The organism is Bradyrhizobium sp. Bra64 (assembly GCF_024519875.1).
Taxonomy (GTDB): Bacteria; Pseudomonadota; Alphaproteobacteria; order Rhizobiales; family Xanthobacteraceae; genus Bradyrhizobium; species Bradyrhizobium japonicum_G.
In genome coordinates this window covers 120,214-138,942 of record NZ_JALJRD010000006.1, presented here as the reverse complement: position 1 = coordinate 138,942, position 18,729 = coordinate 120,214, and the positions used below count along the sequence as shown (strand labels likewise).

The following is an 18,729-nucleotide window of genomic DNA, read 5'->3' as shown; positions in this document are numbered from 1 at the left end:
CAGTCCGAGCCGTTTAGGCGCTGGCGCGCATCAGGAAATCCTGTCGCGCCTGGTCGAATTCGCGCTTCATCCGTTCGACGAGTTCGGCGACCGGCGGCGCGTCGGCGATCTGGCCGATGCCCTGGCCTGAGCCCCAGATGTCGCGCCAGGCCTTGGACTTCATGTTGCCGCCTGAGCCGAAGTTCATCTTCGTCTTGTCGGCGACCGGCAGATTATCCGGATCAAGTCCCGCGGCGGCGATGGAAGGGCCGAGATAGTTGCCGTGCACGCCGGTGAAGAGGTTGGTGTAGACGATGTCATGCGCGGCGTGCTGCGTCAGCGCGGACTTGTAGGCTTCGTCCGCGTTGGCTTCCTTCGTCGCGATGAAGCGCGTGCCCATATAAGCAAGGTCGGCACCCAGCGTCAGCGCGGAGGCGATGGCGAAGCCGTCGCTGATGGCACCCGACAGCAGGATCGCGCCGTCGAACCATTGCTTGACCTCGCGCACCAGCGCGAATGGCGACAGCGTGCCGGCATGGCCGCCGGCGCCGGCGCACACCAGGATCAGGCCATCGACGCCCTGTTCGGCGGCCTTGCGCGCGTGCTTGACGTTGATGACATCGTGGAACACGAGGCCGCCATAGGAATGCGCGGCCTCGACGATCTCCGCCGGCGGCCGCAGCGAGGTGATGATGATGGGCGCCCTGTGCTTCACACAGGTCTCCATGTCCTTCATCAGCCGGTCGTTGGAGGCATGGCAGATCTGGTTGACGGCGTAGGGCGCGACCTTCTTGCCCGGATTGCGCGATTTGTATTCGCCGAGTTTGTCCTCGATGCGGCTCAGCCATTCGTCGAGCTTCTCGACCGGACGGGCGTTGAGCGCCGGAAACGAACCGACGACACCGGCCTTGCACTGGGCGATCACCAGCTCCGGTCCGGAGACGAGGAAGAGCGGCGAGCCGACCACGGGCAGCTCGAGCGAATCCTTCAAGAGAGCGGGCAGCGCCATGATGTCCTCCCGGAAGACGCCACCCGCCGACATGCGGAGGACGAGGCGTTTCCCTGTTGATTGTCGCGGGCGGGTTGCCGCCGCTGTTTCGTTTGACGCCACTATAAGGGTTGGAGAGCCGGCTCCTATCGTTCAATATTGAACCGATGGCTATTCAGATATGAACGGGGCGGTCGATGGACTGGGACCTTTGCAAGACCTTCGTCGCGGTCGCCGATACCGGCAGCTTCACCGCCGCCGCGCGCCGGCTGCACACCAGCCATCCCACCGTCAGCCGCAAGATCGCGGCGCTGGAAGCCCAACTCGGCACCAGACTGGTGGCGCGCGCCGCCGACGGTCTGGCGCTGACCGCGGATGGACGGACACTGCGCGAGCATGCCGAGGCGATGGCCGCGGCGGCGCTGCGGGCGGAGACGGCAGTCTCGGCCGGCGGGCGCAAGGCGCGCGGCACCGTGAAGCTGTCGATCGGCGCGACGCTGGCCTCGCATTGGCTGATGCCGCGCCTGCCTGCCTTCCTGCGCGCGCATGATCACATTCAGCTCGAGATCATCACCCATCCGTTTCCGGCCAGCGTGCGCCGGCGCGAAGCGGACGTGGTGCTGCGGCCTTTCGACAGCGGCGAGGAAAACCTCGTCGGCCGCAAGATCGGCCGTCTCGGCACCGGATTCTACGCCTCGCGGGACTATGCCGGCGGGCGGGCCTTGCCGGAACGGCGTGGCGAGTGGAAGGGGCACAGCGTCATCGGTTTCGCCGACCAGACGTCCAATGTGCAGCTTGCGCGCTGGAGCGATGTCGTCTCGCGTCAGGCCAGGGTGGTGATGCGCTGCTCGTCGCAGGGCGACATGCTCGCGGCGGCGCGTGCCGGGATCGGAATCTCCGCGCTGTCGTGCTTCGTCGCCGAAACCTATCCCGATCTCGTTCGCGTCGCGCCGCACAAGCTCGCCAGCGTGGCGGACCTGTGGCTGCTCGCCCATCCCGACCTCGTCGAGCTGCCGGCGGTGCGCGCCGTCGTCGATTTCGTCGCCGAGTGCGCCCGGGCCGATCGCATCAGGTTGCGAGGCTAGGCCGATCCGGCGAGTACGCCCTCGCGCTTTTTCACCGCGCGGTAGTAGCTCCACCACAGATGCGCCGCCGCACCGCGCAGGGGACGCCAGGGTTCGGCGAGCGGCGCCATCTGCTTCTCCGTCGGTCGCGTCTTCAGTCCGAGACCAATCCTGATCCCTTCCTGCACGGCCAAGTCCCCGGCGGGCCAGGCATCGCCATGGCCGAGGCAAAACAGCAGATAGAGGTCGGCGGTCCACGGCCCGATGCCGGGCAGCGAGATCAGTGTGTGATGCGCGGCGTCGGCATCCTCCTCGGCGAGCACCTCGAGGTTCAGCCGCTCCGCGATGATCTCGCGCGCGAGATGTTTCAGCGTCTTGATCTTGGCCGCGGAGAGGCCGAGCCGCCCCAGCCGGTCGGTGCGCGCGCGGCGCACGGCGTCATGGTCGAACGGATCGAAGGCCGTCGACAGCCGTCCCCAGATCGCGGAGGCGCTCGCGGTCGAGAGCTGCTGTCCGCAGACGATGTGGGCAAGCCCGGCAAAACCCGGCTCACGCCGCCGCAATGCCGGCATGCCCGCGATCTCGAGCACGGGCTTGAGGCGCGGATCGCGCTTGATCAGCGTGTGGACGGCCTCTTCGAGGTCCGACTGGGTTTCAAGGTGAATGGTCATGGTGGTTCAACTCGTCATGCGCGGGCTTGACCCCTGCATCCATCTCCTATCGTAACTGAGTCTTGCAGGAAGGATTGCCGGGTCAAGCTGGCAATGACGAGTAACATGAAAGCGATGCCACCCGTTTTCCGATTCGCCCCGAGCCCGAACGGCCTCCTGCATCTCGGCCACGCCTATTCGGCGCTGCTGAACTTTGACCGCGCGTGCGAAACCGGCGGACGGCTGTTGCTGCGGATCGAGGATATCGACGCGACGCGATGCCGGCCGGAATACGAAACTGCAATCTACGAAGACCTCGCCTGGCTCGGGATCGCCTGGGAGACGCCGGTGCGGCGGCAGTCGGAGCATCTCGGCACGTATCGCGCGGCACTGGACGCGCTCTCGGCGCTGGGTCTCGTCTATCCCGCCTTCGAAAGCCGCGCCGAGATCGCAAGGCTCGTCGCGGCGCGCGAGGCGGATGGGCCGTGGCCGCGCGATCCCGACGGTGCGCCGCTCTATCCCGGCGACGCCAAATCGCTGCGCGCCGACGAGCGGGACCGGCTCATCGAGTCCGGCGCGCCTTATGCGCTTCGGCTCGACATGGCGGCCGCCTGCCGCCTCGCCACCAGCCTGAGCTGGAATGAGCTGGGCGAGGGCCCCGACGGCGAGCGCGGCACCGTCCCGGCGCGGCCGGCGGCCTGGGGCGACGTCATCCTGGCCCGCAAGGAGACGCCGACCAGCTACCATCTCTCCGTGGTGGTCGACGACGCGCTCCAGGGCGTCAGCGAGATCGTGCGGGGCCAGGACCTGTTTCACGCCACCTCGGTGCACCGCCTGCTCCAGGTCCTGCTTGCCCTGCCCGACCCCGCCTACCGCCATCACCGGCTGATTCGCGACGAGACGGGGAGGAAGCAGTCGAAATCGGGCCACGCGACCGGTCTGCGCACCTTGCGCGCGGCCGGCGTCACGCCCGCCGGCATCCGCCAGCTGGTGGGATTAGGTTAAGTTTCTCTGGGGGTTAGCCAAACGCCGCCGTGACTCCGGGTGTTCCGCCGTGCCATGCTTGTCCGACAGCCTGGGGTTCGAAGGGGATCAATGGCGGCGAAAACGCGCCCAGCGCGCACCAAGCGGACGCCCAGGCAACCGTCTCGGAAACGGTCCGGGGCAACCGGGCTATTGCGCGAGCGCAGCACGAAGGCGGTCGCGCCAGACGTGATCCAGGCTGCGCTCGCCGCCTTTGCCCATGAGGTCCGCACCCCCCTGACCGGCATTCTCGCGATCAGCGACCTGCTCGCGACCTCCGATCTCGGTGAACGGGAACGGCGCTGGGCCGACACGATCAAGGCCGGGGCCGAGCATCTGGCCAGCCTTGCCACCCTGTTCGTCGATGCCGCCAGGACCGGCAAGGGACCCGGTGGAAGCACACTGCGGCAAGATTTGTTCGACCTGCGTGCGCTTGCCCGCAGCGCCGGCGATTCGCTCGCCGGTCGCGCCGCAGCCAAGGGACTTCAGGCCGAGGTCGATATCTCCGTGAAGCTGCCGGGGCTGGTGGTCGGTGACCCCGTCCGGCTGCGCGCTGCGCTCGAGAACCTGATCGACAACGCCGTCAAGTTCACCGAACACGGCCGCGTGGCGCTCGCGGTCGCGCCCTGGCGTTCCACCAAGGGCGATGCAAAGGGCAACGTCAAGGGCAAGGTGAAGGGCAAAGGCAGGGTCGGTGTCGCCTTTGCGGTGTCCGACAGCGGCATCGGCCTGACCATGGCCGAGATCAAGCGGCTGTTCCGCCCGTTTACCCAGGCCAATGTCACCATTGCCTCGCGCTTCGGCGGGGCCGGCCTGGGCCTGTCCTCGGTCAAGCAACTGGCGCGTGCGATGGGCGGCGATATCACCGTCGCCCCGCGGCGCGGCGGCGGCGCCACCTTCACGTTGACGGTGTCGCTGGAGGCGACCGGATCGGGCAAGTCCCGAAAGTCGAAGGGAGAAGCCGAGGCGGACGCAATGGCGGCGCTGCGCGTGCTCAGCGTCGAGGACAATCCGTTCGGCCGCGTCGTGCTGAACACCATTTTGACCGAGCTCGGCCATCATGCCGAGTTCATCGGGCGCGGCGAGGACGCCGTCGGCCGGCTGGCGCTTGGAGCGTTCGACGCCGTGCTGATGGACATGGTGCTGCCGGGTATCGACGGCGTCGAAGCCATCCGGCGGATACGCACCCTGCCGACGCCGCTGGCTCAGATCCCCATCATCGGGGTGTCCGGTCGCGGCGAGGACGAAATCGCCTCGCGCGAGGCCGGTGCCGACGCCTTCCTGGTCAAGCCTGTGTCTCCGCGGGCTCTAGCGACTGCGCTGCTTGAAGCGACACGCCGTGAGGAAGCCGCGACTTGATGATCGCCGCGTTGAGTTCGCCGCCGTAAACGAAGATCGCGGCGATGAAGTACAGGAACACCAGCGCGATGATCACCGAGGCGAGTCCCGCATACATCGTCACGTAATTGTTGGCGAAGCGCGCCAGATATTGCCCGAACACGACGCCCGAGATCAGCGACGCCACGATGGTGAAGACGATGCCGGGCAGTATCTGGAGGAAGGCGCGCCGTCCCGCAGGCAGCCAGGCATGCAGGATGATGAGCGCCACCACCAGCGCGCCCACGGTGATGCCGTAGCGCAGCCAGGTGAGGATGCTCTCGTTGGATTCGACGACCAGCGGAATGTGGCGCCGTGCCGCCTCGATGAAGAGCGGACCGAGCACGATCAGGAACGCCATGGCGAGCGCGGTGAAGGCCGCGACCAGCGTGTAGCCGATCGACTCCAGCCGCAGCCAGTACCAGCGCCGCATCTCCACCACCGCATAGGCGCGGTTGAGCGCGACCCTGAGCGCCTCGACGCCATTGGAGGCGAAATAAACCGATAGCGCCGCGCCGATGGTCAGCACGCCGGTTCGGGTCGTCGTCAGCACGTCGTGGACCTCTCCCGAGATCGAATCGGCGACCTGCTTGGGCCAGACCTGGAGCATCAGGCTGGCGGCCTGGTCGGCGAGTTCCTTGGAGCCGAAGAAGCCGGCGAGCGAGGTCAGCACGATCAGGAACGGGAACAGCGCCATCAGCGTCGACAGCGCGATATGGCTCGCGATCGCCCAGCCGTCGTCGGCCAGGAACGTGTAGAACGCGTCCATCACGACAACGTAGATGTAGCGGATTGCCTTCACGCGCCACCTACACCGCTGTCGCCGCTCCCTCGCCCCGCTTGCGGGGAGAGGCGAAGAAGGCGGGCAATTCGCGCAAATCAGAAATCATCCAGTCAGCTTCTGATATTATTGGCTTAAAAGCCAGATCGGGAACGCCATAGCGGACCGGCGCACACGGTGATATCTACGCTTGGATGGCATCTGTCCTTGGTACTTTCATCCTGCCGGTGGCGGCCGGCGCCGTGGCGTTGGTGCTGCTGCTCGGCCTCGTCAACATGATGCGTGGCGGCTCGCCCAACACGTCGCAGAAGCTGATGCGCTGGCGCGTGCTGCTTCAGTTCGTGGCGATCGTCATTGCCATGATCGCGGTCTGGGCGATGGGGCGTTGAACATGGTTGTGCTGAATCGCATCTATACGAAGACCGGTGACGACGGCACGACAGCGCTCGGAACTGGCGAGCGCCGTCCGAAATACGATCTGCGCATCGAGGCCTACGGCACTGTCGACGAGACCAACGCCGCGATCGGCGTGGTGCGTCTCCACACCCGCGACATGCCCGAGTTCGACGCGATGCTGGGCCGTATCCAGAACGATCTGTTCGACCTGGGTGCCGACCTTGCGGTACCGGAGCGAGAAGGCAAAGCCGAGCGGCTGCGGGTGGTGGCAAGCCAGGTCGAGCGGCTCGAGCGCGACATCGACGCGCTCAACGAAAAGCTTGCGCCGCTGACCTCCTTCGTTCTGCCGGGTGGCACGCCGTCCGCCGCCTACCTCCATGTCGCCCGCACGATTTGCCGCAGGGCGGAACGCACGATGGTCGAACTGGCGGCCCGGCCCGGCGAGCCCGTTGGCGCGGCTGGCATCCAGTATATGAACCGCCTGTCGGACTTCCTGTTCGTGGCGAGCCGGGCCGCCAACCAAAATGGAGCCGGCGACGTGCTCTGGGTTCCGGGCCAGAATCGCTGACCCATTGAGCGGCGCATTTCTGAGGGCCAAAATTAGGCCCCTTCTCGCGTTGACCGGGCCGGATCAGGCCTTTAGGTTCCGCGCCAGTTGATAACCCCCCTCCCAAATTGAGTGAAAGAGGATCGATGAAGGTCTTGGTACCGGTAAAGCGGGTGGTCGATTACAATGTCAAGGTCCGCGTCAAGGGCGATGGATCGGGCGTTGAACTGGCCAACGTCAAAATGTCCATGAACCCGTTCGACGAAATCGCGGTCGAGGAAGCGCTGCGCCTGAAGGAAGGCGGCAAGGCCACCGAGGTCGTCGTGGTTTCCATTGGACCGGCGCAGGCGTCGGAGACGATCCGCACCGGTCTTGCGATGGGTGCCGACCGCGGCATCCTGGTGAAGGCCGACGGCATCGTCGAGCCGCTCGCTGTGGCCAAGATCCTCAAGAAGGTCGCCGAAGAAGAGCAGCCGGGCCTGATCATTCTCGGCAAGCAGGCAATCGACGACGACAGCAATCAGACGGGCCAGATGCTGGCCGCGCTGCTCGGCTGGTCGCAGGCAACCTTCGCCTCGAAGCTCGAGGTCGAAGGAAGCGACTTCAAGGTCACCCGCGAAGTCGATGGCGGCCTGCAGACCGTGAAGCTGAAGGGGCCGGCGATCGTCACCACCGATCTGCGTCTCAACGAGCCGCGCTACGCCTCGCTGCCCAACATCATGAAGGCCAAGAAGAAGCCGATCGCGGACAAGACCGTCGCCGATTATGGCGTCGACGTCGCTGCGCGCCTGGAAGTTCTGAAGACGGCTGAGCCCGCGGGCCGCAAGGCCGGCGTCAAGGTCAAGGACGTCGCCGAGCTGGTGTCGAAGCTCAAGAACGAAGCCGGGGTGCTCTGATGACGACGTTGCTGATTGCCGAACACGAACACGAGGTTCTCAAGGACTCCACCAACAAGGCGCTGACCGCGGCCTCCCAGCTCGGCGGCGACGTCCACGTGCTGGTCGCCGGCGGCGGGCAGGGCACCAAGGCCGCGGCCGATTCTGCTTCCAAGCTCGCCGGCGTTGCCAAGGTGCTGGTCGCCGAGGGCGAGCTCTATGCGCACGATCTCGCCGAGCCGCTGGCTGCGCTGATCGTCTCGCTGGCCCCGTCCTACGACGCGATCGTCGCGCCCGCGACCTCGCGCTTCAAGAACGTGATGCCCCGTGTCGCCGCCCTGCTCGACGTCATGCAGGTCTCGGAGATCACCAAGGTGATCGCGCCCGACACCTATGAGCGTCCGATCTATGCCGGCAACGCCATCCAGACGGTGAAGTCCAGGGACGCCAAGAAGGTCATCACGGTGCGTACCTCGACCTTCGCGGCGGCAGCTGCCGGCGGCAGCGCGCCGGTCGAGAGCGTTCAGGCTGCGGCCGATCCGGGCCTGTCGTCCTTCGTCGGCGAGGAAGTCGCCAAGAGCGATCGTCCCGAGCTGACCTCGGCGAAGATCATCGTCTCCGGCGGCCGCGCCATGCAGAGCCGCGAGAACTTCGCAAAGTACATCGAGCCGCTCGCCGACAAGCTCGGCGCCGGCGTCGGCGCCTCGCGCGCAGCGGTGGATGCCGGCTATGCGCCCAACGACTGGCAGGTCGGCCAGACCGGCAAGGTCGTGGCCCCCGAGCTCTATGTCGCAGTGGGCATTTCCGGCGCGATCCAGCATCTGGCCGGCATGAAGGACTCCAAGGTGATCGTTGCGATCAACAAGGACGAGGACGCGCCGATCTTCCAGGTCGCCGATTATGGCCTGGTCGCCGACCTCTACCAGGCGGTTCCTGAGCTCACCGACGCACTCGCCAAGCTCGGCAAGTAAAAACGCGATAAAAACACCGGCCGGAGTGGTACACTCCGGCCGGTGTTTCTTTTTCGAGGCGTTTTCTTTGGCGCGGGGCACGCCGGGGGAGCGATCCAATCTAGGTTTCGGGCCGAGATTCTGGTTAGATCAAGCTTCTGATTAAATCAGACCTCCCAGCTCGGGGGACAAGGCAGGCGCGACATGCGCGCCGTTCCGGTGGATGACATTATGGCGGCAGTAATCAAGAAGGTCGGCGTGATCGGCGCGGGTCAGATGGGCAATGGCATCGCGCATGTCGCGGCGCTGGCCGGCTTCGACGTGGTGCTCAACGACGTCTCGGCTGACCGCCTCAAGTCGGGCATGGCGACCATCAACGGTAATCTGGCGCGCCAGGTCTCCAAAAAGGCCGTCAGCGAGGACGACAAGGCCAAGGCGATGGCGCGCATCGTGGCCGCCGAAAAGCTGGATGACCTCGCCGACTGCGATCTCGTGATCGAGACCGCGGTCGAGAAGGAAGAGGTCAAGCGCAAGATTTTCCACGAGCTCTGCGCGGTGTTGAAGCCGGAGGCGATTGTCGCCTCGGACACATCGTCGATCTCGATCACGCGGCTCGCCGCCGCCACCGACCGGCCCGAACGCTTCATCGGCATTCACTTCATGAATCCGGTGCCGTTGATGGAGCTGGTGGAGCTGATCCGCGGCATCGCCACCGACGACCAGACCTTCGAGGCATCCAAGGAGTTCGTCGCCAAGCTCGGCAAGCAGGTCGCGGTCTCCGAGGATTTCCCGGCCTTCATCGTCAACCGCATCCTGCTGCCGATGATCAACGAGGCGATTTACACGCTGTACGAAGGCGTCGGCAACGTCGAGGCGATCGATGCGGCGATGAAGCTCGGCGCGCACCATCCGATGGGCCCGCTGGAGCTGGCCGATTTCATCGGCCTCGATACCTGCCTGTCGATCATGCAGGTGCTGCACGAGGGCCTCGCCGACTCCAAGTACCGTCCATGCCCGCTCCTGGTGAAATACGTCGAGGCCGGCTGGCTCGGTCGCAAGACCCAGCGCGGCTTCTACGACTACCGCGGCGCCAAGCCGGTTCCGACGCGATAACGCCGCCATCCGCACTGTGACAATTCATGTCGCGTTAACCGCTCGCCTCTAGGTTACGGCCAGTACGAGGGTTCGCGTAATGGACATGATGGCAATGGTCAGCGGTATGCTGGCCGCTCAGCAAGGCGCGCTGCAGTCGAATATCTCGGCGACGCTGATGAAGCAGAACGCGGATACGGAGAAATCCACGGTCCTGACGCTGCTCGGCGCCGGCCAGCCCTCGCTCGCCAATGTCGGCGCCGGCGTCGGCGGCAACCTCAACGTCACCGCCTAGCGCTGATCCGGAAAAGTGGATCCCGGTTTTCCGATCAGATCATGCGCCAATAACTAGAGCGACGCGGCGGCATTGCCCGTCGCCGCCCGGATCAGCTTGAGCGCATCCTCGCTTGCCCATTCCGCCGGCCCCGCGATCGTCGCGATCTCGCAGCCCTGGGGATCGACCAGCACCGAGGTCGGCATGCCTAAAGCCCGGCCTATGGCCTTAAGATCCTGGAAAACCTTGGCTTTCTGGTCGTTGAAATAGCCGAGCCTAGTCAGATTGGCCTCCTTCAGGAAGGTCTTGGGCTTCTCGGCGTCGCGGGTGTCGATATTGATCGCCACCACCTCGAAATTCGGGCCCGACAGCTTGCCCTGAAGCTCGTCCAGCGCCGGCATCTCTTTTCGACATGGCACGCACCAGGTGGCCCAGAGGTTGACCAGCAGCGTCTTGCCGCGGAAATCGGACAGCTTTTTCGGCTTGCCGTCGGCGTCCTCGAAGGCGAGATCCGGCAGCTTCAAAGGGGCGCTCGCCATGGTCAGGGCGGCCACCTCGCCATGGGCAAGCGGGGCGATTTTTTGCGCTGTTGCCACCGCCGCCCGGCAGGCCGGGTCGCCGGACGGGGCCCGGCTCAGGCCCAGCCCATAGAGCGCAGCGAAGCCGGCCAGTCCCCCGATCGCCACGGTGGCGATGACGAAAGGGACCCGGCGCGTGGCGGAGGGCTTCTGGTCGAGCATATCGTTTGTCATCCGGTCGCAGATATGGCTATCAGGGGCCTCTTAGTACGGCTGGCAGCAGTCGGCAAACATACGGCAGCCAGCGACAGGCAAAGGCGTGAGCAGGGGATCATGAGCAACAAGATGTGGGGCGGCCGGTTCTCGGAACGTCCCGACGAGATCATGGAAGAGATCAACGTCTCCATCGACGTCGATCGTCACCTCTTTGCCCAGGACATTGCAGCATCCAAGGCCCACGCCGCGATGCTGGCCGCGCAGGGCATCATCACGGCCTCTGATGCGAAAAATATCGGCAAGGGTCTAGACACGATTTTGTCAGAGATCGGCAAGGGCGGCTTCGAATTCAAGCGTGCGCTCGAGGACATTCACATGAATGTCGAAAGCCGCCTGTCCGAGCTGATCGGGCCCGCCGCCGGCCGCCTGCACACCGCGCGCTCGCGCAACGACCAGGTCGCGACGGATTTCCGTCTCTATGTCCGAGACGTTCTCGACGAGACCGACGCCGCGCTGGCCGCGTTCCAGGCCTCGCTGGTCAACCGCGCGCTCGAACATGCCGCGACCGTGATGCCCGGCTTCACGCATCTGCAGACCGCGCAGCCCGTGACCTTCGGCCATCATCTGCTCGCCTATGTCGAGATGGCGGCGCGCGATCGCGGCCGTTTCCAGGATGCGCGCAAGCGGCTGAACGAGTCTCCGCTCGGCGCGGCCGCGCTCGCCGGCACCTCGTTCCCGATCGATCGGCACGCCACCGCCAAAGCGCTCGGCTTCGACCGCCCGATGGCGAATTCGCTCGATGCGGTCTCCGATCGCGACTTCGTGCTGGAGACGTTGTCGGCGGCCTCGATCTGCGCCGTGCACATGTCGCGCTTCGCCGAGGAGATCGTAATCTGGACCTCGCCGCTGGTTGGTCTCATCCGGCTCAGCGACAAGTTCACCACCGGCTCGTCGATCATGCCGCAGAAGCGCAATCCTGACGCCGCCGAGCTGGTGCGTGCCAAGACCGGCCGCGTCATCGGCGCGCTCAACGGGCTGCTGATCGTGATGAAGGGGTTGCCGCTCGCGTATCAAAAGGACATGCAGGAGGACAAGCAGGGGGCCATGGAGGGCTTTGCCGCGCTGTCGCTTGCGATCCGCGCCATGACCGGCATGGTCCGCGACCTCGTCCCCGACGAGGCGAAGATGAAGCTTGCTGCCGGCGAGGGCTATGCCACCGCCACCGACCTCGCCGACTGGCTGGTACGGACGTTGAAGATGCCGTTCCGCGACGCCCATCACGTCACCGGCCGCATCGTGGCGAGGGCCGCCGAGGGCGGCGTGGCGCTGCACGAGCTGCCGCTCAAGGAGATGCAGGCGATCGAGCCGAAGATCACGAAGGACGTGCTTGGCGTGCTCTCGGTCGAATCGTCGGTGAAGAGCCGGACCAGCTTCGGCGGCACCGCGCCGACGAACGTGGCGAGCCAGGCCAAGGCCTGGGCGAAGCGGCTGGAAAAAGAGCGAAAATTGGGCTGAGGGCAAAATTTCGCTTATGTTTCATGGTCATCCGGGTCTCGCCAGAGCGCGCTAATCTCTGTATGGTGCGCCGCGCGTAGTGGGGATTTCGTCGTGACGTCAAAGTTTCGCCCGGCCGGCTCGGCGTGGGCCATCATTGTCTTGAGCCTGACGGCGCTCGCGCTTGCCGGCTGCGGCCGCAAAGGTCCGCTGGATTTGCCGCCGACCGCCTCCAGCGCGTCGACGGCCAACATCGCGCCTCCGACCGACACCGAGACCGAAGCCCAGAAGACGCCGAGCGTGTTCAATCCCACCTATGGTGCGGACGCCGCGCCCGCGGCCGCCAAGGGCAGGAAGAAATCTTTCATTCTCGACCCGCTTCTGGACGACACACCCAGCAGATGAGCTGGGGCAACTGAGCCAACGCCATGAATCATTTCGACTATCGCAACGGCGTGCTGCACGCCGAGGCGGTGAACCTGTCCGAGCTGGCCGCGACCGTCGGCACGCCATTCTATTGCTATTCGACCGCGACTTTGGAGCGCCACTATCGTGTCTTCACCGACGCCTTCGCCGGCGAGAAGGTGCTGGTCTGCTACGCCATGAAGGCGAACTCGAACCAGTCGGTGCTGCGCACGCTGGCAAAGCTCGGGGCCGGCGCCGACGTGGTCTCGGGCGGCGAATTGAAGCGGGCGCTGGCCGCCGGCATCCCGGCGAGCAAGATCCTGTTCTCCGGTGTCGGCAAGACCGAGACCGAATTGCGCGCCGCGCTTGCCGCCGACATCCTCTGCCTCAACGTCGAATCCGAACCGGAGCTCGAGCTGCTGTCGCGCCTTGCGACGGAGATGGGCAAGACCGCGCGCATCTCTATTCGCGTCAATCCGGACGTCGATGCCGGCACGCATGCCAAGATTTCCACCGGCAAGTCGGAGAACAAGTTCGGCATTCCGATCGCCTATGCCCGCGAGGTCTATGCGCGCGCCGCGAAGCTGCCGGGCATCGAGGTGACCGGCACCGACGTGCATATCGGCAGCCAGATCACCGATCTGTCCAAGATGGAGACCGCGTTCCGCATCCTCTCCGAATTCGTGCAGACGCTGCGCGCCGACGGCCACAACATCTCGCATGTCGATTTCGGCGGCGGCCTCGGCATTCCCTATTACATGGACCGCGAGGCGCCGCCGGCGCCCGACGCCTATGCGGCCATGGTCAAGCGCATCAGCCACAATCTCGGCTGCACGCTGATGTTCGAGCCGGGCCGCATGATCGTCGGCAATGCCGGCATCCTCGTCGCCAAGGTCATCTATGTGAAGCATGGCGACGGCAAGAATTTCGTCATCATCGACGCCGCGATGAACGACCTGATCCGTCCGACGCTGTATGAAGCCCATCACGACATCTTGCCGGTAACGCAGCCTGCGAGCGGCACTTCCACGATCCTGGCCGACGTCGTCGGCCCGGTCTGCGAGACCGGCGACTACCTCGCGCTGGATCGTACGCTGCCGACGCCGAAGCCCGGCGATCTCCTCGCCATCATGACAGCGGGCGCCTATGGCGCGGTCCAGGCCGGCACCTACAACACGCGGCCGCTGGTGCCCGAGGTGCTGGTGAAGGGCGACCAGTACGCGGTCGTGCGCCCGCGCATCGAGGTCGAGCAGTTGATCGCGATGGATACGCCCGCGCCGTGGTTGTGAGGCGAGGCGCTACTTCCCCGCCAATCCGCCGGCCTTCCCGCCAACCACTACGCCTGCCTTCTTCTCGATCGGCTTGATCGCGGCGGTGAAATCGGACTCGGCGCCTTCCGCGCTGATCACGGTCTCCCACAGGCGCCCGACCGCATCGGCGACCTCCATCGACAAGCCGAGCTGCTTCATTTCCTCCAGCGCCAGCCGGACGTCCTTCACCATCAGCCCCGTGGCGAAGCCGAAATCGAAGCTGCGCGGCAGCACCGAGCGTGGAAACTTGTCGCGGCTCGCGGTGTTCATGCCCGATCCCGCATTGATAACGTCGATCATCACGGCGGGATCGAGCCCGGCTTTCACCCCCATCACCACGGCTTCCGACGTCGCCACCATCGCGGTGGCCGAGAGGAAATTGTTGGCGAGCTTCATGGTCTGCGCCGCGCCCGGCTTCTCGCCGATGAAGAACACTTTTCCGATCACGTCGAGCGCCGGCTTGAGCAGCTCGAAATCCGCCTTCGGCCCAGAGACCATCACGGCCAGCGTGCCCTTCTCGGCGCCGCCGACGCCGCCGGAGACCGGGCAGTCGATTTGCACGATGTCGTGCTTGGCGAGCAGGCCATGGATCTTCGATGCCATCTGCGAGCCGACGGTCGAAAGGTCGATGAAGCGTCTGACCCGCTTACCCTCGATGACGCCGTTCGCCCCGGTCGCGACCTCGAGCGAAGCTTGCAGCGACGGCAGGCTCGCCATCACCGTCTCGACCTGGTCGGCGACGTCCTTCGGCGAAGTCGCCGCCGTCGCACCGCGCGCCACCAGTTTGTCGACGACTTCCTTGCGCGTATCGAACACGACCAGCCTGTGTCCCGCCTCAACCAGCCGCCGCGCCATCGGGAAACCCATGTTTCCGAGGCCGATGAATCCGATGTCCATGGTGTTGTTTCCTTCCTGTCGTCATTGCGAGGAGCGAAGCGACGAAGCAATCCAGTCTGTTGCCGCGGAGGCTTTCTGGATTGCTTCGCTTCGCTCGCGATGACGAAGCAATAGCGTTAAGAGCGGTTAGTCTGGCGTCACGCCTTCCCGTCGATCTCCGCGAACACCTCGCGCGCGATGCGAAAGCTGTCGACCGCGGCCGGCATGCCGCCGTAGATCGCGACCTGCATCAGAATCTCGCGGATTTCGTCGCGGGTCACGCCATTGGTCAGCGCGCCCTTGAGATGCGCGCGAAACTCGTGCTGGCGGTTGAGGATCGCGATCATCGCGATGTTGAGCATGCTGCGGGTCTTGCGCGGCAGCTCCTCGCGGCCCCACACCGTGCCCCAGCAATATTCGTTGAGCATCTCCTGGAACGGACGGTTGAAATCGTCGACGCTCTTCAGGGCATTGTTGACATAGGCCTCGCCCAGTACCGCTTTGCGGACTTCCAGGCCCTTGTCGTGCATCTTCTTGTCCATGGCGTTTCCTTTGTTTCCCTTGCATTTCCCTTGGGAACGGCGCGCGGAAATTACGGGGTTGCGGCCGGCCAGTCACGTCCTCGTGTTATGCGGGAAAAGGGGTGTCTCCCGTACAGGAACGGATGCCTCAGTGCTGCCGTTGTGGTACGCTTCTCTTCCGGGCAACCTGGAGAGTTGATTGAACGGCGTCACCCCCGACCCGTCAGACCCGATCCGCGATGGCGACGCTCTGTCGCGGCTGAAGCTGGCGCAGGCCCTGCAACGGGCCATTTATGCCATCGCGTGGGAGCGTGCCTGGCCGAATTTGGCGCGGCTTTTGACCGTTGTCGGCCTGTTCCTGGTGGTGTCCTGGGCCGGCCTCTGGCTGTCGCTGCCGTTCATTGCCCGCGCCATCGGTCTCGTGGTTTTCGCCGGCATCGCGATTGCCGTCCTGTTCCCGTTGATTCGTTTCCGCTGGCCGAGCCGTGAGGAGGCGCTGGCCCGGCTCGACCGTGGCTCCGGCATCCGCCATCGACCGGCCACCACGCTGACGGACACGCTGAGCTCAAAGGATCCGGTGGCGCTGGCGCTGTGGCAGGCGCAGCGCGAGCGCACGCTGGCTTCGATCAAGCGCATCCGCGCCGGTCTGCCGAACCCGCGGCTGGCTCTGCATGATCCCTGGGCGCTGCGCGCGCTGGTCATGGTGATGCTGGTGGCGACCTTCTTCGCAGCCGGAGACGAGCGAGCCATGCGGCTCGGGGCCGCGTTCGACTGGAACGGCGTGCTGGCACCGGCCAATATTCGTGTCGACGCCTGGGTCACGCCGCCGCTCTATGCCGGCAAGCCGCCGATCATCCTGTCGGCCGCCAACAAGGAGGCCGCGGCGCTACCCGCCAGCGGTCCGCTTGCCGTTCCCGCCGGCTCGACCCTGATCGTGCGCTCCTCCGGCGGCAGCCTCGATGTCGTCGTTTCCGGTGGCCTCAAGGAGGTTGCCCCCACGGAAGCCGCGCCCAAGGGCACCAACGAGAAGCATTTTGCCATCGCCGGCGACGGTACCGCGCATGTCCGCGCGCCCTCCGGCCAGCCGCAATGGGCGTTTGTGGCAACGCCGGACCGGCCGCCGACGATTGCGCTGGCCAAGGACCCCGAGCGCCAGGCGCGCGGCGCGCTCCAGCTCTCCTACAAGATCGAGGACGATTACGGCGTCACCGGCGCCGAGGCGCAAATCGGCCTGCGCCCCGCCGATGCCAAGGATGGTGTGAAGGATGGCGTGAAGGACGCCGGCAAGGAGACCGACACCAAGGCGGCCGCGCGGCCGCTGTTCCAGCCGCCGCAGTTTCCGCTCGTGCTGCCGAATGCGCGCACCCGCAACGGCGTCGGCCAGACGGTGAAGGACCTCAGCGAGGACCCGTATGCGGGCGCCGACGTCACGCTGACGCTTACCGCCAAGGACGAGGCCGGCAACGAGGCCAAGAGCGAACCCTTCAACATGCGCCTGCCCGAGCGGCTCTTCACCAATTCGCTCGCCCGCGCGCTGATTGAGCAGCGCCGCATCCTCGCGCTCGATGCCAACAGGAATTCCGACGTCTACGCCGCGCTCGACGCGCTGATGATCGCGCCCGAATTGTTCACGCCGGACGCGGGCTGCTATCTCGGCCTGCGCAGCCTGGCGCTGCAGCTGGAAGCCGCCCGCACCGATGATGCGTTGCGCGATGTGGTGGGAAGCATGTGGGCGTTCGCGGTCACCATCGAGGATGACGGCGTCGCCGGCAGCGTCAACGCCGCGCTGCGCTCGGCGCAGGACGCGCTCAAGCGTGCGCTGGAACGCGGTGCCAGCGAGGACGAGATCAGGGTGCTGACGCAGAAGCTGCGCGAGGCGATGGCCGGCAAGGTGCGCGATCTCGCCCGCCGTTCCGAGCAAAATCCGCTCGGCGCCCGGCAGCCGTTCCCCGCCGAAGTCCAGCTCATCCTCGACAAGGCTGTCGAGCTGAAACAGAAGACTCAGAAAGCCACGCCCGACCAGTTCGAAGAACTGTCGAAGCAGCAGGATGCGTTGCGCGAGCAGCTTCAGGCCTATCGGAAATCGGCGAACAACCGGGCCAACAAGGCGGGCAACGACGGCGCCAATCAGTTCACACGGGACCGGAAATGCGGAAGCTAGCGCGCGTGCCAGTCTTGAAGGCGATCTCGATCGCCGCTCTCGCCGTCCTGCTCGGAGGCGTGCCCGCAGCCGTCTCGGCCCAGCAGGACCAGGATCCCGATGCGCTGCTCGACAGCGCCGAAAAGGCGATGCAGGAGTCCGGCGACAGCCTCAGGCAGAAGGAATCCGGAAAGAGCCTCAACAATCAGTCCGACGCCATCCAGAAGCTCGAGGACTACAAGCGCGCGACCGAGCGCAGCCAGTCCTCAAGCCGCGATCGCTCCGTCATCACCCAGCGCGACCTGGACGAACTTCTGAAGCAGATCGAGAAGGCGGCCAAGGAAGGCAATAAAGAAGCGGCCGAGCGCATGCTCGAGCAGCTTGCGCAGATCATGGAAAACCTCCAGATGGCGCAGCCCGGGCAATCCGGCGACAGCGACATGGAGCAGGCGCTCAACGAGCTCAGCGACATGATCCGCAAGCAGCAGCAATTGCGTGACAAGACATTCAAGCAGGGCCAGGACTCCCGGCGTGATCGCTCGCGCGGCAAGCAGCAGGGCGACCAGTCGATGTCGGACCTCCAGCAGGATCAGCAGTCGCTGCGCGACCGCCTGAAGAAGTTGCAGGACGAGCTCGCCAAGCGCGGCCTCGCGCAGAAAGGGCAGAAGGGCCAGAGCCAGAAAGGGCAGAAGGGGCAGCAGGGCGAGCAGGGGCAGTCCGGCCAGGATGGCGATCAGGACGGTGACCAGGGCGATGACGATGGCAGCCTGGACGCCGCCGACGGGGCCATGGGCGATGCCGGCTCGAAGCTCGGCGAGGGCAATTCCGACGGTGCCGTGGACTCGCAGGGCAAGGCCCTCGACGCCTTGCGCAAGGGCGCGCAGAAGATGGCCGAGGCGATGCAGCAGGGCGACGGCGACGGGCAGGGCGATGGTCCCGGCAATCGTGCCGGCCGCCAGCAGAGCGGCGGCAATCAGACCGATCCGCTCGGCCGCCCCCTGCATGGCCGCGATCTGAGCGACGACTACACGGTGAAGATCCCCGGCGAGATCGACGCCCAGCGCGTCCGCCGCATCCTCGAAGAGCTCCGCCGCCGCTTAGGGGATTCCTCGCGCCCGCAGATCGAGCTCGACTATATCGAGCGGCTGCTGAAGGATTTTTGAGGCTGCGGCGGCTCTCGTAGCCCGGATGAGCGAAGCGATATCCGGGGCCGCCGGTCCTGCATATCGCCCACGCGGGCTACAATCCCGCCC

At 65.7% G+C, this 18,729-nt stretch carries 20 protein-coding genes; 14 read left to right on the top strand and 6 right to left on the bottom strand.

The annotated features are described in order from the left end of the window. Nucleotides 1–13 precede the first annotated feature (13 nt). The gene (locus NR187_RS19440) at nucleotides 14–988 is read right to left on the bottom strand and encodes a nitronate monooxygenase family protein (protein WP_256807304.1); all 975 of its coding nucleotides are present in this window, start codon (nucleotides 986–988) and stop codon (nucleotides 14–16) included. Nucleotides 989–1,164: 176 nt separating this feature from the next. Here NR187_RS19440 and NR187_RS19435 point away from each other — a divergent pair, with 176 nt between their 5' ends. Continuing rightward, complete coding sequence (locus tag NR187_RS19435; RefSeq protein WP_256807303.1) at nucleotides 1,165–2,052, top strand: LysR family transcriptional regulator; 888 nt, start codon at nucleotides 1,165–1,167, stop codon at nucleotides 2,050–2,052. On the opposite strand, the gene NR187_RS19430 is transcribed toward NR187_RS19435, so the two are convergent. Beyond that, on the bottom strand, nucleotides 2,049–2,702 hold the full coding sequence (locus NR187_RS19430; RefSeq protein ID WP_256807302.1) for a DNA-3-methyladenine glycosylase: 654 nt from the start codon (nucleotides 2,700–2,702) through the stop codon (nucleotides 2,049–2,051). The two genes, NR187_RS19435 and NR187_RS19430, sit on opposite strands and share 4 nt — an antisense overlap. 114 nt (nucleotides 2,703–2,816) lie before the next feature. Between NR187_RS19430 and gluQRS the strand changes: the two genes are divergently transcribed. Together gluQRS and NR187_RS19420 are read left to right on the top strand one after the other, a co-directional pair. Further along, nucleotides 2,817–3,686, top strand: coding sequence for a tRNA glutamyl-Q(34) synthetase GluQRS (gluQRS, locus tag NR187_RS19425; protein WP_256807301.1), 870 nt, complete (start codon nucleotides 2,817–2,819; stop codon nucleotides 3,684–3,686). A gap of 90 nt (nucleotides 3,687–3,776) precedes the next feature. Beyond that, complete coding sequence (locus tag NR187_RS19420) at nucleotides 3,777–5,063, top strand: ATP-binding protein (RefSeq protein ID WP_256807300.1); 1,287 nt, start codon at nucleotides 3,777–3,779, stop codon at nucleotides 5,061–5,063. On the opposite strand, the gene NR187_RS19415 is transcribed toward NR187_RS19420, so the two are convergent. Then, nucleotides 4,990–5,883: a YihY/virulence factor BrkB family protein gene (locus NR187_RS19415; protein WP_211381223.1), complete on the bottom strand. Its 894-nt coding sequence runs from the start codon at nucleotides 5,881–5,883 to the stop codon at nucleotides 4,990–4,992. The two genes, NR187_RS19420 and NR187_RS19415, sit on opposite strands and share 74 nt — an antisense overlap. A gap of 173 nt (nucleotides 5,884–6,056) precedes the next feature. Between NR187_RS19415 and NR187_RS19410 the strand changes: the two genes are divergently transcribed. From NR187_RS19410 to NR187_RS19385, 6 genes are all read left to right on the top strand, one after another. Then, a complete protein-coding gene (locus tag NR187_RS19410; RefSeq protein WP_211381224.1) occupies nucleotides 6,057–6,251 on the top strand; it encodes a twin transmembrane helix small protein in 195 nt (64 codons plus the stop codon). 2 nt (nucleotides 6,252–6,253) lie between these two features. Beyond that, on the top strand, nucleotides 6,254–6,826 hold the full coding sequence (locus tag NR187_RS19405; RefSeq protein ID WP_211382382.1) for a cob(I)yrinic acid a,c-diamide adenosyltransferase: 573 nt from the start codon (nucleotides 6,254–6,256) through the stop codon (nucleotides 6,824–6,826). A 125-nt stretch (nucleotides 6,827–6,951) separates the two neighbouring features. Further along, nucleotides 6,952–7,701, top strand: a complete 750-nt coding sequence (locus NR187_RS19400; protein WP_211381225.1) for an electron transfer flavoprotein subunit beta/FixA family protein — start codon at nucleotides 6,952–6,954, stop codon at nucleotides 7,699–7,701. After that, nucleotides 7,701–8,651: an electron transfer flavoprotein subunit alpha/FixB family protein gene (locus NR187_RS19395; protein WP_211381226.1), complete on the top strand. Its 951-nt coding sequence runs from the start codon at nucleotides 7,701–7,703 to the stop codon at nucleotides 8,649–8,651. The genes NR187_RS19400 and NR187_RS19395 overlap by 1 nt, the downstream gene beginning before the upstream one ends. 210 nt (nucleotides 8,652–8,861) lie before the next feature. After that, nucleotides 8,862–9,743 (top strand): 3-hydroxybutyryl-CoA dehydrogenase, encoded by an 882-nt coding sequence (locus NR187_RS19390; RefSeq protein WP_211381227.1) that lies wholly within the window; start codon nucleotides 8,862–8,864, stop codon nucleotides 9,741–9,743. Nucleotides 9,744–9,822: 79 nt separating this feature from the next. After that, complete coding sequence (locus NR187_RS19385) at nucleotides 9,823–10,017, top strand: hypothetical protein (protein WP_211381228.1); 195 nt, start codon at nucleotides 9,823–9,825, stop codon at nucleotides 10,015–10,017. Between the two features lie 53 nt (nucleotides 10,018–10,070). Here the strand turns inward: NR187_RS19385 and NR187_RS19380 are convergent, their stop codons facing one another. Next, nucleotides 10,071–10,736 carry a TlpA disulfide reductase family protein gene (locus NR187_RS19380; RefSeq protein ID WP_211381229.1) on the bottom strand — a complete coding sequence of 222 codons (666 nt, stop codon included), beginning with the start codon at nucleotides 10,734–10,736 and terminating at the stop codon, nucleotides 10,071–10,073. Between the two features lie 111 nt (nucleotides 10,737–10,847). Here NR187_RS19380 and argH point away from each other — a divergent pair, with 111 nt between their 5' ends. The 3 genes from argH (at nucleotide 10,848) to lysA (ending at nucleotide 13,918) form a co-directional block, all read left to right on the top strand. After that, complete coding sequence (gene argH, locus NR187_RS19375) at nucleotides 10,848–12,245, top strand: argininosuccinate lyase (protein ID WP_211381230.1); 1,398 nt, start codon at nucleotides 10,848–10,850, stop codon at nucleotides 12,243–12,245. Nucleotides 12,246–12,338: 93 nt separating this feature from the next. Next, nucleotides 12,339–12,629: a lipoprotein gene (locus NR187_RS19370; protein WP_211381231.1), complete on the top strand. Its 291-nt coding sequence runs from the start codon at nucleotides 12,339–12,341 to the stop codon at nucleotides 12,627–12,629. Nucleotides 12,630–12,652: 23 nt separating this feature from the next. Further along, complete coding sequence (gene lysA, locus NR187_RS19365; protein ID WP_211381232.1) at nucleotides 12,653–13,918, top strand: diaminopimelate decarboxylase; 1,266 nt, start codon at nucleotides 12,653–12,655, stop codon at nucleotides 13,916–13,918. A 9-nt stretch (nucleotides 13,919–13,927) separates the two neighbouring features. Here lysA and NR187_RS19360 read toward each other — a convergent pair whose 3' ends face one another. Next, a complete protein-coding gene (locus NR187_RS19360) occupies nucleotides 13,928–14,836 on the bottom strand; it encodes an NAD(P)-dependent oxidoreductase (protein ID WP_211381233.1) in 909 nt (302 codons plus the stop codon). Nucleotides 14,837–14,973: 137 nt separating this feature from the next. Beyond that, entirely contained in the window at nucleotides 14,974–15,357 is a 384-nt protein-coding gene (locus tag NR187_RS19355) for a carboxymuconolactone decarboxylase family protein (RefSeq protein ID WP_211381234.1), read from the bottom strand. 178 nt (nucleotides 15,358–15,535) lie between these two features. On the opposite strand from NR187_RS19355, the gene NR187_RS19350 reads away from it, so the two are divergent. Together NR187_RS19350 and NR187_RS19345 are read left to right on the top strand one after the other, a co-directional pair. Continuing rightward, complete coding sequence (locus NR187_RS19350) at nucleotides 15,536–17,497, top strand: TIGR02302 family protein (RefSeq protein WP_211381235.1); 1,962 nt, start codon at nucleotides 15,536–15,538, stop codon at nucleotides 17,495–17,497. Then, nucleotides 17,485–18,639, top strand: a complete 1,155-nt coding sequence (locus NR187_RS19345) for a DUF4175 family protein (protein WP_211381236.1) — start codon at nucleotides 17,485–17,487, stop codon at nucleotides 18,637–18,639. The genes NR187_RS19350 and NR187_RS19345 overlap by 13 nt, the downstream gene beginning before the upstream one ends. Nucleotides 18,640–18,729 lie beyond the last annotated feature (90 nt).